The 12,675-nt window shown below is 72.6% G+C and carries 12 protein-coding genes and 1 riboswitch; of the genes, 6 read left to right on the top strand and 6 right to left on the bottom strand.

Features of this window, described 5'->3' with window-relative positions; translation table 11 throughout:
* Positions 1-274: 274 nt before the first annotated feature.
* Both FVS66_RS16225 and thrC read right to left on the bottom strand, forming a co-directional pair.
* A complete protein-coding gene (locus FVS66_RS16225; RefSeq protein WP_149181893.1) occupies positions 275-553 on the bottom strand; it encodes a ubiquitin-like small modifier protein 1 in 279 nt (92 codons plus the stop codon).
* Between the two features lie 32 nt (positions 554-585).
* Entirely contained in the window at positions 586-1,890 is a 1,305-nt protein-coding gene (gene thrC / locus FVS66_RS16220; RefSeq protein ID WP_149181892.1) for a threonine synthase, read from the bottom strand.
* Positions 1,891-1,908: 18 nt separating this feature from the next.
* Positions 1,909-2,054, bottom strand: a riboswitch (SAM riboswitch).
* A 130-nt stretch (positions 2,055-2,184) separates the two neighbouring features.
* Between thrC and FVS66_RS16215 the strand changes: the two genes are divergently transcribed.
* On the top strand, positions 2,185-3,150 hold the full coding sequence (locus tag FVS66_RS16215; protein WP_149181891.1) for a glucosyl-3-phosphoglycerate synthase: 966 nt from the start codon (positions 2,185-2,187) through the stop codon (positions 3,148-3,150).
* 44 nt (positions 3,151-3,194) lie between these two features.
* Positions 3,195-4,658: a trehalose-6-phosphate synthase gene (locus FVS66_RS16210; RefSeq protein ID WP_149181890.1), complete on the top strand. Its 1,464-nt coding sequence runs from the start codon at positions 3,195-3,197 to the stop codon at positions 4,656-4,658.
* Between the two features lie 58 nt (positions 4,659-4,716).
* Here the strand turns inward: FVS66_RS16210 and otsB are convergent, their stop codons facing one another.
* The 3 genes from otsB to FVS66_RS16195 all read right to left on the bottom strand — a co-directional run bounded on the left by otsB (position 4,717) and on the right by FVS66_RS16195 (position 7,141).
* The gene (gene otsB / locus FVS66_RS16205; RefSeq protein ID WP_149181889.1) at positions 4,717-5,568 is read right to left on the bottom strand and encodes a trehalose-phosphatase; all 852 of its coding nucleotides are present in this window, start codon (positions 5,566-5,568) and stop codon (positions 4,717-4,719) included.
* 83 nt (positions 5,569-5,651) lie between these two features.
* Positions 5,652-5,885, bottom strand: a complete 234-nt coding sequence (locus tag FVS66_RS16200; protein ID WP_149181888.1) for a DUF3263 domain-containing protein — start codon at positions 5,883-5,885, stop codon at positions 5,652-5,654.
* 14 nt (positions 5,886-5,899) lie between these two features.
* Positions 5,900-7,141 (bottom strand): extracellular solute-binding protein, encoded by a 1,242-nt coding sequence (locus FVS66_RS16195; RefSeq protein WP_149181896.1) that lies wholly within the window; start codon positions 7,139-7,141, stop codon positions 5,900-5,902.
* A gap of 216 nt (positions 7,142-7,357) precedes the next feature.
* On the opposite strand from FVS66_RS16195, the gene FVS66_RS16190 reads away from it, so the two are divergent.
* The 4 genes from FVS66_RS16190 (at position 7,358) to FVS66_RS16175 (ending at position 11,593) form a co-directional block, all read left to right on the top strand.
* Complete coding sequence (locus FVS66_RS16190; protein WP_149181887.1) at positions 7,358-8,257, top strand: sugar isomerase; 900 nt, start codon at positions 7,358-7,360, stop codon at positions 8,255-8,257.
* Positions 8,258-8,369: 112 nt separating this feature from the next.
* On the top strand, positions 8,370-9,308 hold the full coding sequence (locus FVS66_RS16185) for an ROK family protein (protein WP_149181886.1): 939 nt from the start codon (positions 8,370-8,372) through the stop codon (positions 9,306-9,308).
* Positions 9,308-10,525: an N-acetylglucosamine-6-phosphate deacetylase gene (gene nagA / locus FVS66_RS16180; protein ID WP_149181885.1), complete on the top strand. Its 1,218-nt coding sequence runs from the start codon at positions 9,308-9,310 to the stop codon at positions 10,523-10,525. Before FVS66_RS16185 ends, nagA begins: the two co-directional genes overlap by 1 nt.
* 141 nt (positions 10,526-10,666) lie before the next feature.
* Entirely contained in the window at positions 10,667-11,593 is a 927-nt protein-coding gene (locus tag FVS66_RS16175) for a 1-phosphofructokinase family hexose kinase (protein WP_149181884.1), read from the top strand.
* Between the two features lie 82 nt (positions 11,594-11,675).
* Here the strand turns inward: FVS66_RS16175 and FVS66_RS16170 are convergent, their stop codons facing one another.
* On the bottom strand, positions 11,676-12,650 hold the full coding sequence (locus FVS66_RS16170; RefSeq protein ID WP_149181883.1) for a carbohydrate-binding protein: 975 nt from the start codon (positions 12,648-12,650) through the stop codon (positions 11,676-11,678).
* Between the last annotated feature and the right edge of the window lie 25 nt (positions 12,651-12,675).

Below are 12,675 nucleotides of genomic sequence, written 5' to 3'. Positions count from 1 at the left end.
TCAATCGGACGAGAATTCCGAGCACGAGCGAAGGGAAATTGCGGCCGGAATGGTAATAATCCCGGCAAGTCGGGCCGGGCAAAGCGCACAAAAGGCGCATCATGCGGCGACACTTTGGCTACATCTTGTCGCGACCGGGCGCATTCTCATATGCGGGTGGCACAGGCGACGGCGGGGACTTCCCCAACCCTACCGCGCTCAACCATGCAGAATTGCCCCCTCCGCTTTCTCTCGCGGAGGGGGCAACAGAAGTGGACAGATCACGCCTGCGGCGTCAGCAGCCGCCGGCGACCGCCGGGATGATGGAAACGCCCGCGCCGTCCGGGGTCACGGTGGCGAGCCCGCCCTCGAAGCGGACGTCGTCGTCGTTCACGTACACGTTGACGAAGCGGCGCAGCTGGCCCTGGTCGTCGAGGACGCGCGCGGCGATGCCCGGGTGGTTCTTCTCCAGCGACGCGATGACGTCGCCCAGCGTGGCGCCCTCCGCCGGGACCTCGGCCTGGCCGCCCGTGTACGTACGGAGGATGGTGGGGATGCGGACGTTGACGCTCATGATTCGGGTCTCCCAGTGGTTGAGCCGGTGGTTCAGTGGGTGGCCAGGCCGGCGTCGCGGAACGCGTCCAGGCTCGGGCGGATCGTCGCGGTCGGACCGGTCGTCGGGGCGACCGCGTCCAGGGTCTTGAGGCCGTCGCCGGTGTTGAGGACGACGGTGGTGAGGGACGGGTCGAGTACGCCCGCCTCGATCAGCTTCTTGGTCACGCCCACGGTCACACCGCCCGCGGTCTCCGCGAAGATGCCCTCGGTCTGCGCCAGCAGCTTGATCGCGTCGACGATCTGCTCGTCGTCGACGTCCTCCACGGCGCCGCCGGTGCGGCGGGCGATGTCGAGGACGTACGGGCCGTCCGCCGGGTTGCCGATGGCGAGCGACTTGGCGATGGTGTCCGGCTTCTGGGGCCGTACGACGTCGTGACCGGCCTTGAAGGCCGTGGACACCGGGGAGCAGCCCTCCGCCTGGGCGCCGAAGATCTTGTACGGCCGGTCCTCGACGAGGCCCAGCTTGATGAGCTCCTGCAGCCCCTTGTCGATCTTCGTCAGCTGGGAGCCGGACGCGATGGGGACGACGAGCTGGTCCGGCAGCCGCCAGCCGAGCTGCTCGCAGATCTCGTACGCGAGGGTCTTGGAGCCCTCGGCGTAGTACGGGCGGAGGTTGACGTTGACAAAGCCCCAGCCCTCGCCGAGCGGATCGCCGATGAGCTCCGAGCAGAAGCGGTTGACGTCGTCGTACGTGCCCTCGATACCGACGAGCTCGCCGCCGTAGACGGCGGCCATGACGACCTTGCCCTGCTCCAGGTCGTGCGGGATGAACACGCAGGAGCGGAAGCCGGCACGGGCGGCGGCGGCACCCACCGCACCGGCGAGATTGCCGGTGGAGGAGCAGGAGAGGGTGGTGAAGCCGAACGCGCGGGCGGCCTCCAGGGCCTGGGCGACCACGCGGTCCTTGAAGGAGTGCGTGGGGTTGCCCGAGTCGTCCTTGATGTACAGGCCGCCGGTCACGCCCAGTTCGCGGGCGAGGTTGTCCGCCTTGACGAGCTTGGTCCAGCCGGGGTTGAGGTTCGGCTTGTCGGCGACGTCGGCCGGGACGGGGAGGAGCGGCGCGTACCGCCACACGTTGGCGGGGCCGGCCTCGATCTGCTTGCGCAGCGCGTCCGGGTCGCCGAGCGGCAGGTCGTAGGCCACTTCGAGGGGGCCGAAACACTGGTCGCAGGCGAAGATCGGGCCGAGCTCGAAACGCTCGCCGCATTCGCGGCACGAGAGGGCGGAGGCGGGCCCGAGGTCGACAGAGGCGGTGCTTGCGGTCTGTGCGGTAGGTGCTGTGATCTGCGCAGCCATGGGAGGCGAGGCCCTTTCTCCTCATCTTTCTCACTGGCGCGTTTCGCCGTGAGACGGATTTGGCACCTTCCCTAGCCGGGGGACCTCGCGTGAATGTGCGAGTGCCGGCTGGAGGGTTGCCGGGGCTTCATCGGGCCGTATCCCTCTGCCCCTCTGGATGAGCGGTATGTGGTTGTCGGCACGGGACCCCGGCATGCGGTCGTCCTGCGCGTTGTTCAAGACTGTAACCGAAGGGGTGGATGTCTGAGATAGGCGTCCGAACCGCGAGATGGATCACAAGAGGAGTGGGCGCGGGTGCTGGAAGAGGTGGAGCGCTGGCTGGACCGGCGGTCCTGGAGCGTGGCCGACCGGCCGATCGACCAGCTGCTCGCCGCGAAGCAGGCGCACGGGACGACGGTGAGTGTAGTCCTGCCCGCCCTGAACGAGGAGGCGACGGTCGGGGAGATCGTCGCGGTGATCCGGCGGGAGCTGATGTCGGAGGCGGTGCCGCTCGTCGACGAGCTGGTGGTCCTCGACTCGGGTTCGACCGACCGTACGGCGGAGGTGGCCGCGGCGGCGGGCGCGCGGGTGGTGGCGCGCGACGAGGTGCTGCCACGCATACCCGCCGCGCCCGGCAAGGGCGAGGTCCTGTGGCGGTCCCTCCTGGTCACGGGCGGGGACGTGGTGTGTTTCGTGGACGCGGATCTGCGGGAGTTCGACGCGGACTTCGTGACGGGGATCGTGGGGCCGCTGCTGACGGACCCGGACGTCGAGTTCGTGAAGGCGATGTACGACCGCCCGCTGAGTACCGGTCCGGCGGGCGGTCAGGGCGGCCAGGGCGGGCGTGTCACGGAGCTGGTGGCGCGGCCGCTGCTGAACCTGCACTGGCCGCAGCTGGCGGGGTTCGTCCAGCCGCTGGGCGGTGAGTACGCGGCGCGGCGCTCGCTCCTCGAACGCCTGCCGTTCCCGGTCGGTTACGGGGTGGAGCTCGGCCTGCTGGTGGACGCGCTGCACACGGTGGGCCTGGACGCGCTGGCGCAGGTGGACGTGGGGGTGCGGCTGCACCGGCACCAGGACGACCGGGCGCTCGGGCGGATGGCGGCGGCGATCTACCGGACGGCGCAGCTGCGGCTGTCGCGCGGGCATCTGGTGCGGCCACGGCTGACGCAGTTCGACCGTACGGAGGAGGGCTTCGCGCCGCGTACGCACGCGGTGGACACGGAGGAGCGGCCACCGATGCTCGAGGTGGCGGAGTACATGCGAAAGCGCCGCGTGGCTTGATTTCCGTACGTTTGAGCGTTTCCGGCGCGGGCTAGGTTGGCCACATGGTCTCCGACATCCTGGTGGCATCGAATCGCGGCCCGGTGAGTTACGTGCTGCGCGAGGCGGACGGCGAGCTGGAGGCGAGGCGCGGTGGGGGCGGCCTGGTGTCGGGCCTCTCCGCGATCGGACCCGAGGCGGGCGCGGTGTGGGTGTGCGCGGCGCTGGGCGAGGGTGACCGGGAGGCGGTGCGGCGCGGAATCGTGGGTGCGCGGCCGGACGCCCCTCCGCAGGGGGGCGGTGGCGGGCGACAGGCGGGTGAACCAGATGTCCGCATGCTGGACATTCCGCCGGACACGCACGCCGCGGCGTACAACGGCATCGCCAACTCGGTCCTGTGGTTCGTCCACCACATGCTGTACCAGACGCCTCTGGAGCCGGTCTTCGACGCGGAGTTCCGGCGCCGGTGGGAGGCGTACCGCGCGTACAACCGGGCCTTCGCGGAGGCGCTCGCGGCGGAGGCGGCGCCGGGCGCGGCGGTGCTGATCCAGGACTACCACCTGGCGCTGGCACCCGGGATGCTGCGCGCGCTCCGCCCGGACCTGCGGATCGGCCACTTCTCGCACACCCCGTGGGCGCCGCCGGACTACTTCGGCATGCTCCCCGACGACATCGCGCGGGAGCTGCTCGGCGGGATGCTGGGCGCGGACCGCCTGGGCTTTCTGACGCACCGCTGGGCGGACGCCTTCGCGGCCTGCTGCACCCGGCTGATGGGCGGCACGGGCGCCACGGAGATCGGTGTGCACGGTCTGGGCGCGGACGCCGAGTTCCTTCGGGCGAGGTCGCGGGAACCGGACGTGACGGAGCGAATGGCGCTGCTCCGGGAGCAGGTCGGCGGAGCCGGATCGCGGAAGACGGTCATCCGCGTCGACCGCACGGAGCTGTCGAAGAACATCGTGCGCGGCCTCCTGGCGTTCCGCGCGCTGCTGGAGGAGCACCCCGAGTGGCGTGAACAGGTCGTCCACATCGCCTTCGCGTACCCGTCCCGCCAGGACCTGCCGGTGTACCAGCGGTACACGGCGGAGGTGTCGCGCGTCGCGGGGCAGATCAACGCCGAGTACGGCACGGAGACGTGGACCCCGGTCCTCCTCCATGTGAAGGACGACTTCGCCCGCTCCCTCGCCGCCTACCGCCTCGCCGACGTCGCCCTGGTCAACCCCATCCGGGACGGCATGAACCTGGTCGCCAAGGAGGTCCCGGTCGTCTCCGACGAGGGCTGCGCCCTGGTCCTGTCCCGCGAGGCCGGCGCGTACGAGGAACTGGCCGACGACGCGGTCACGGTGAACCCGTTCGACATCACCGGCACCGCCCGGGCCCTGCACGAGGCCCTGTCCATGCCGCCCACCGAGCGCGCCGAGCGCACGAAGCGCCTGGCCGCCGCCGCGACCGCCCTCCCCCCGCAGCGCTGGTTCGTGGAGCAGCTGGACGCGCTGCGGGCGGGGGCCGGGCAGGCGAGGCCGGAGCGGTAGGGCGGTCGGCGCGGTAGGGGCGGTAGGGGCGGTAGGGGCGGTCGGCGCGGTAGGGCGGTCAGCGGGACAGGGCGCGGGCGAGGGCGGCGAGGAAGTCCACGACCGCCGCGGGACCCGGCAGGGTGAGGTCGGCGCGGGCGGCGAGTTGGGGGACCTCTTCGCTGCCGCTGCAGATCAGGAGGCCGGGGATGCCGTCGGAGCGGAGTCTCTCGACGGCCGCGAAGGCCGGGAGGTCGCCCAGGTCGTCTCCCGCGTAGAGGACGGCTTCGGCGCCCGTCTCACGGACGTGGTCGGTGAGGGCCCGGCCCTTGTCCATGCCCGGCGGACGCAGCTCCAGGACCATGCGGCCGGGTTCGACGACGAGACCGTGGCGGGCGGCCAGTTCGGTGAGCGGGACGGTCAGGGCGTCGAACGCGGCCCGCGGGTCGGCGGCGCGGCGGGTGTGGACGGCGACCGCGCGGCCCTTCTCCTCGACCCAGGTGCCGGGCCACGCGCCGGCCCTCTCCAGGACGGCGGGGAGTTCCGCCCGTACCGCCGTGATGCCCGGGTGCTCGGGCCCCGCCCGCACCTCGCCGGTGACGGCGTCCCAGCGCTCGGCGCCGTAGTGGCCCAGGACGACGAGGTGGTCCAGGCCCGGCACCCCGGCGAAGCCGCCGTACCGGACGGCGACACCGGCCGGGCGGCCCGTCACCACGGCCACCGTCGCCACGCGCGGGGCCAGCTCGGCCAGCGCGGGGACGGCGCGCGGGTGGGCGCGGGCCTGCTCGGGGTCTTCGACGATGGGGGCGAGAGTGCCGTCGAAGTCGACCGCCACGGCGGCGGCCCGCGGCCGCGCCAGGATGGCCGCCAGGCCCTCACGGCCCGCGGCCGTGAGGGGCTCGGGGAGTGCCTCTTCCAAGTGGGTGGACATGTGTGCGTATCTATCCAGAAGGCACAGGGGGCACACCTGCCGGCCCAGGCGCCGCGCGGAGCCCCCGCACAGCGGACCGGCCCTCAGCGGCGTCGTTCGCGGTCCTCGCGCAAGCGGCGGAGGCGGTTGACCGTCACGGGGTCGTGGGCCAGGGCCCGCTCGTCGTCCAGGAGAGCGTTCAGGAGCTGGTAGTAGCGGACGGGCGACAGGTCCAGCCGCTCACGGATCGCGCGCTCCTTGGCACCGGGCCCGGGCCAGGAGCGCCGCTCCATCGCCAGGACCGCGCGCTCGCGGTCGGAAAGGTCCTCGTCCGTCATATCAGCAACTTAAGCTACTGCGCCGACGCCGCGGCCTCCGCCGACCTGGCGTCCCGCGCGATCTCCTCCAGTACGGCCCGCGGATCACCGTCCGGCGCCACGGCCTTGCCGATGTTCTTCTTCACGCTCTCGCTCACCTTCGTCCAGGACCGCTCACCGACCGGGTACAGCTCCGACCCGGCGAGCTGCTCCAGGAACGGCCGCAGCGCCGCGTGCTCGGCGTCCGACTCCATGGTGTCCCTCGCGGTGACGGTGACCGGCAGCAGGTCGTAACGGTCGGAGAAGGAGACGACGTTCTTGTCCGCGTAGACGTAGTCCAGGAACGCGCCGACCTCCTTGCGGTGTCCGTTCTGCTTGAACGCCATCATCCAGTCGGCCACGCCCAGCGTCGCCTTCGCCCGGCCGGCGGTGCCGGGCAGCGGGACCTTGCCGACCTTCACCCCCGCCTGCTCGGCGGTCTCCATCAGCGTCGGGTGGCCGTTCAGCATGCCGACCTCGCCGCGCACGAACGCGTCGAACGCCTCCTGCCGGTCCAGGTCGCCGGGGGCGACCGGGCCCGTCAGCCCCTTCCCGACCAGCTCCTTCTTCAGCCAGCCGAAGGTCTCGACGTTCGCGGGCGAGTCGATCTGGTAGGCGGTGCCGGTCGTGTCGCGGTAGCCGCCGCCCCCGCTCAGCAGCCACATCATGGTCTCGGCCTGCGACTCCTCGGAGCCCAGCGGCAGCGCGAAGGGGTACTTCACGTCCTTGGCCTTGAGCTTCTCGGCGGCCTTCTGGAGCTCCTCCCACGTCGTGGGCGGCTTCGCCCCGGCGCCGGCGAAGAGCTTCTCGTTGAAGAAGAGCAGCCGTGTGCTGGCCCCGAACGGCATGCCGTACTGGACGCGGTCGACCTCACCGGCCTGCCGCAGCTTCGGCAGGAAGTTCGCCTGGGTCGGCACGGAGACGAGGTTGTCGACCGGGTACAGCTTCCCGGCCCTGGCGTGGTCCGCGTACGCGCCTATCTGCGCGAGGTCGGGGGCCTCGCCCCGGTTCACCATCTCGGCGACCTCGCGGTCCACGTCCTTCCAGGACAGGACGGTGACGTCGATCTTGACCCCGGGCGTCTTCATCTCGTACGCGCGGGCCAGGTCGTTCCAGTACTTCTGCGACGTGTTGTCGTCGTTGCTGCCGTAGTCGGCGGCGACGATCTTCAGGGTGACGTCGCCGGAGTCGCTCGCCCCGCAACCCGACATCGTCGCCGTGATCGTCAGTGCGGCCATCGCCGCGGTCAGTCCCTTGTAGCGGCGCTGCACAGCTTTACCACCCTCTGCTCCACGTCGAGCTGCGATTACATCCGAGCGAAGGATATGAGGTCTACACCTAGGTCTAAACCACTGGGGTTGTTTCGGTATCGCTTCGGCAACGTCCGGGCGACCTGCGGCCTACTCGCGGGTACGTTCCGGAGGTCCGCGGACCTCGACAGTGGGAGCCCTCGCATGTCCCGAACAGCCGCCGAGATCACCACGCAGCCGGGCTGCTGGCGCCGCGCCGCCGAAGCAGCCGCGACCTTCGACGGGCTGCCACGGCCGGGCGAACGGGTCGCCGTCACCGGCTGCGGCACCTCCTGGTTCATGGCCCTCGCGTACGCGGCGCTCCGCGAGGCGGCGGGCCAGGGCGAGACGGACGCGTTCGCCGCCTCGGAGTTCCCGGCGGGCCGGGCCGCGGCGTACGACCGGGTCGTGGTGATCACACGGTCCGGTACGACGACGGAGGTCCTGGACCTCCTGGCGCGGATGCGGGGGGCGACGCGCACGACGGCGCTGACGGCGGACCCGAAGACCCCGGTGGTGGACGCCGCCGAGAGGGTCGCGGCCCTGGACTGGGCGGACGAGGAGTCCGTCGTCCAGACCCGGTTCGCGACGACCGCGCTGGCGTTTCTGCGCGCCGGCCTCGGCGACGTACCCGGGGTGAAGCCGGTCGCGGGGGCGGCGCTGGACGCGGAGCTGGCGGTGACGGAGCCCCTGCCGGAGGCGGTGCTCGCGGCCGAGCAGTGGACGTTCCTGGGGCGCGGCTGGACGTACGGGCTCGCACTGGAGGCCGGACTGAAGATGCGCGAGGCGGCGGGCGCGTGGACCGAGGCGTACCCGGCGATGGAGTACCGCCACGGCCCGATCTCGATCACCGGACCCGGTCGTGTCGCCTGGGTCTTCGGCGCGCTCCCGGAGGGCTTGGCGGCGGACGTGGCCCGGGTCGGCGGCACGCTCCACGCACACGCGTCGGCGGACCCGATGGCCGACCTGATCCGCGCCCAGCGCCTCGCGGTGACCCTCGCGGAGGCGAACGGCCACGACCCCGACCGGCCCCGCAACCTCACGCGCAGCGTGATCCTCTCCTGACCCTCTCCTGACCCTCCCTGATCGCCCCACCGATCATCCGATTCGTATGTTGCGCCAACAGCCCGGACAAGTGGACTAGACCTTTCACGCCGCTCGGGCGACACTGTCTCCCGTGAGACACGTCATCGCCCTCGATGTGGGCGGCACCGGCATGAAGGCCGCCCTGGTCGGAGCCGACGGGGCACTGCTGTACGAGGCGCGGCGCGCCACGGGCCGCGAGCGCGGCCCGGACGCCGTCGTGACCTCGATCCTCGGCTTCGCCGCAGAGCTGCTCGCCCACGGCGAGGAGCGGTACGGCGTACGGGCGGAGGCCGCCGGGATCGCCGTACCCGGCATCGTCGACCCCGACGACGGCGTCGCCGTGTACGCCGCGAACCTCGGCTGGCGGGACGTACCGCTGCGCTCCCTGCTGAGCGTGCGGCTCGGCGGACTGCCCGTCGCCCTCGGCCACGACGTACGCAGCGGCGGGCTCGCCGAGGGGCGTGTCGGCGCGGGCCGGGGCGCGGACCGGTTCCTGTTCGTGCCGCTCGGCACCGGCATCGCGGGCGCCATCGGCATCGGCGGCGCCATCGAGGCGGGCGCGCACGGGTACGCGGGCGAGATCGGCCACATCGTCGTACACCCGGACGGCCCCGACTGCGGCTGCGGCCGGCGCGGCTGCCTGGAGACCCTCGCGTCCGCCGCCGCGGTCACCCGCGCGTGGGCGGAGGCGAGCGGCGACCCGGCCGCGGACGCCGCCGACTGCGCCAAGGCCGTGGAGTCGGGCGACGAGCGCGCCGTACGTGTCTGGCGTGGCGCGGTCGACGCGCTCGCCGACGGGCTGGTCACGGCGCTCACCCTGCTGGACCCCGGCACCCTGATCATCGGTGGCGGTCTCGCCGAGGCGGGGGAAACCTTGTTCACACCGCTCAGGGCCGCCGTCGAGGAGCGCGTCACGTTCCAGAAGCCGCCCACCATCGTGCCCGCGGCCCTCGGGGACACCGCCGGCTGCCTGGGCGCGGGGCTCCTCGCCTGGGACCTGCTCGCCACCGACCTGGAGGTATCCGCCTGATGGCCGTTCACGCCGATCGCAAGGTCCTCGCCGGCGCCCGCGTGGTGCTGCCGAGCGGCGTCGTCGAGGGCGGGCGGGTGATCGTCGAGGGCCGCACGATCACCGAGGCCGGGCCGGAACCCACCGCAGCCGCGCCGCGGCACTCGGGCGCCGCCGCCACCGCCGGAGGCACCGCGGCCGCAGGCGCCCCGGCGCTCGACCTCTCCGGCCACTGGCTCGTCCCCGGCTTCGTCGACATCCACAACCACGGCGGCGGCGGCGCGTCCTTCACCTCCGGCACCCTCGAAAAAGTCCTCCAGGGCATCCGCACCCACCGCCTCCACGGCACGACCACCCTGGTCGCGTCGACCGTCACCGGCGACATGGACTTCCTCGCCCACCGCGCCGGCGAGCTCGCCGAACTCGCCGAGCAGGGCGACATCGCCGGTATCCACTTCGAGGGCCCGTTCATCTCCCCGTGCCGCAAGGGCGCCCACAGCGAGGCCCTGCTGCGCGACCCCGACCCCGCCGAGGTCCGCAAGCTGATCGACGCGGGGCGCGGCCGGGCCCGCATGGTGACCCTCGCCACCGAGCTGCCGGGCGGCATCGACTCCGTACGCCTCCTCGCCGAGTACGGCGTCATCGCCGCCGTCGGGCACACGGACGCCACGTACGAGCAGACCGTCGAGGCCATCGACGCGGGCGCCACCGTCGCCACGCACCTCTACAACGCGATGCCCCCGCTCGGCCACCGCTCCCCCGGCCCCATCGCCGCCCTCCTGGAGGACGAGCGGGTCACCGTCGAGCTGATCAACGACGGTACGCATCTGCACCCCGCCGCCCTGGAGCTGGCGTTCCATCACGCGGGCCCCGGCCGCGTCGCGTTCATCACCGACGCCATGGACGCGGCCGGCTTCGGCGACGGCGTCTATCACCTCGGCCCCCTGGAGGTGGAGGTCAAGGACGGCGTCGCCCGGCTCGTCGAGGGCGGCTCCATCGCCGGCTCCACACTCACCCTCGACACCGCCTTCAAGCGCGCCGCGACCGTCGACGGACTGCCCGTCGAGGCGATCGTCCAGGCCATCTCCGCCAACCCGGCGAAGCTGCTCGGCCTGTACGACCGGATCGGCTCCCTCGAACCCGGCAAGGACGCCGACCTGGTCGTCCTCGACGCCGAATTCACCCTCAAGGGCGTGATGCGCGGGGGCGAATGGGTGGTTGAGCCCCAACTGGGCTGATTTCCGAACGCATTACGGTAAGGCGGCGGGCCCGGGGGACTGGGCCCGCCGCCCGCCTTTTGGCATGATCGTGCACCGTAAATTTTCCCGGCCGGACACCAGCCGGAAACCGGTCCACGACTCACGGGGGTGTTGGAACCGTTGATTCTCACGGTCACGCTCAACACCGCGCTCGACCTCACCTACACGGTGCCCGCGTTCACCCCGCACACCACGCACCGCGTGACCGACGTGGCGGAGCGCCCTGGCGGCAAGGGCGTCAACGCGGCCCGTGTGCTGGCCGCCCTCGGCCACGAGACGGTCGTCACGGGCTTCGCGGGCGGCCCCACGGGCGACGTCCTGCGCGGCCTCCTCGCGCCCCTGCCCGTACGGGACGCGCTCGTCCCCACCACCGGCACCACCCGCCGCACCGTCGCCGTCGTCGACACCGCGACCGGCGACACCACCCAGCTGAACGAGCCGGGACCGGTCGTCACCCCCGCCGAGTGGGCGGCGCTCGTCGCCACGTACGAGGAACTGCTCGCCGAGGCCCACGCGGTCGCCCTGTGCGGCAGCCTCCCGCCCGGCATACACGTCGGCGCGTACGCCGAGCTCGTCCGCCGCGCCCGCGCCGCCGGTGTGCCGGTCCTGCTGGACACGAGCGGCGAACCGCTGCGCCGCGGCATCGCCGCCCGCCCCGACCTCGTCAAGCCGAACGCCGACGAGCTGGCCGCACTGACCGGCGCCCGCGAGCCGCTGCGCGCCACCCGCGACGCCCGCCGCCGCGGCGCGCACGCGGTCGTCGCTTCGCACGGACCCGACGGGCTCGTCGCGGTCACCCCGGAGGGCATCTGGCAGGCCGCCCCGCCCGCCCGCGTGAACGGCAACCCGACGGGCGCGGGCGACTCGGTGGTCGCCGGCCTCCTGTCCGCCCTGGTCGAGGGCCTGCCGTGGCCGGATCGGCTGGCCCGCGCCACCGCGCTGGCGACGGCGACCGTACACGCCCCGGCAGCAGGGGAGTTCGACCCCGTCCGGTACGGGGAACTGCTGGAGCGGGTGACGGTGAGGGAGCACGCCTCCGCGGCGTGACACACCGTCAACGCGACGGAAGGGACGGACCCGGTGATCGCCGGGGGCCGGGCCGCCGGACGGCCTGCTGTGGCCGTCGCCGCTAGCCGTCGCCCCTGAGCTGGCCCTGCTTGAGCCAGACCTGGTCCAGGTACGCCTCGCACTGGTTGTCCTGCTCGCAGGACATCTTCAGGGTGTTCTGGCCCTTCTCCAGCCGGATCCAGGAGTAGGTCCTGGTCCAGCCCTTCTCCCAGTCGCCCTCGGCGGCCTTCGCGAAGTTCGACATGTTGATCTCGCGGGGCTTGCCGTCGTTGACGGTCAGCGATGTCTTGGCGTCCTTACCGGGCACGCTGTACGTGAGGTACAGCGTGTAGTCGCCGGCCTCCGGCACCTCGACCTGCCAACTGGCCGCGCCGCCGACGCCGTTGAACATCACATACGCGCCACCGGCGCCCTTCGCGCCCTTCACGTCCGTGCCGAGCACGGCGGGCGCGGTCAGCTGGAGCGTGGCGGCGTCCCGCTTGGGCAGCGCGACGGGGGCCGAGGCGGACGGGGACGGATCGGTGGACGGGGACGCGTCCCCCGACTGGGGGGCGGACGCGGTCGGGGAGGGCCCCGCCTCGTTCTTCTCGCCGCCGGTGTTCGTGAGAACCGCCACGGTGATTCCCGCCACGACGACCAGGACCACGACGACCGCGCCGATCAGCAGCCCCTTGGTGTTCGGGCCGCCACCACGACCGCCGCGCCCCTGCGCGGGGACCGGCCGGGTGGGCGCGCCGCCCGGGTACGTCTCGGGTGCCGCGTACTGCGGGTGCGGCTGGCCGTGCGGCTGCGCGGGCTGCTGGCCGTACTGCTGCTGCGGCACCTGGTTGTACTGGCGCTCGCCGACCGCCCTGACCTGGTTGTACGAGGTCCGGGGGCGCCCCGGCTGACCGCTGGTGGGACCCGGGTAGCCGTAGCCGCCCTGGCCGCCGCCCGGCCCCTGGGCACCCGACGCCTGGCCGTCCGCGTACAAATAGCCGAACGGGTCGTCGTCCTCGGGCGTGCCCGCGCCGTTGCCGTTGTTACCGGCAGCCATCCCTGGTCACTCCTCATCCGTGCTC

It is taken from the genome of Streptomyces sp. TRM49041 (assembly GCF_008271805.1).
In the GTDB taxonomy this organism is placed as follows: Bacteria; Actinomycetota; Actinomycetes; order Streptomycetales; family Streptomycetaceae; genus Streptomyces.
This window is presented reverse-complemented; position numbering and strand designations above follow the sequence as displayed.

What these genes read in the sequence shown, in the direction of transcription:
- thrC (WP_149181892.1), bottom strand. Translation starts at nt 1,890, where the DNA reads ATGGCTGCGCAGATCACAGCACCTACCGCACAGACCGCAAGCACCGCC.
- FVS66_RS16200 (WP_149181888.1), bottom strand. Translation starts at nt 5,885, where the DNA reads ATGACGGACGAGGACCTTTCCGACCGCGAGCGCGCGGTCCTGGCGATG.
- FVS66_RS16170 (WP_149181883.1), bottom strand. Translation starts at nt 12,650, where the DNA reads ATGGCTGCCGGTAACAACGGCAACGGCGCGGGCACGCCCGAGGACGAC.
- otsB (WP_149181889.1), bottom strand. Translation starts at nt 5,568, where the DNA reads ATGTCCACCCACTTGGAAGAGGCACTCCCCGAGCCCCTCACGGCCGCG.
- FVS66_RS16195 (WP_149181896.1), bottom strand. Translation starts at nt 7,141, where the DNA reads ATGGCCGCACTGACGATCACGGCGACGATGTCGGGTTGCGGGGCGAGC.
- FVS66_RS16190 (WP_149181887.1), top strand. Translation starts at nt 7,358, where the DNA reads ATGTCCCGAACAGCCGCCGAGATCACCACGCAGCCGGGCTGCTGGCGC.
- nagA (WP_149181885.1), top strand. Translation starts at nt 9,308, where the DNA reads ATGGCCGTTCACGCCGATCGCAAGGTCCTCGCCGGCGCCCGCGTGGTG.
- FVS66_RS16210 (WP_149181890.1), top strand. Translation starts at nt 3,195, where the DNA reads ATGGTCTCCGACATCCTGGTGGCATCGAATCGCGGCCCGGTGAGTTAC.
- FVS66_RS16225 (WP_149181893.1), bottom strand. Translation starts at nt 553, where the DNA reads ATGAGCGTCAACGTCCGCATCCCCACCATCCTCCGTACGTACACGGGC.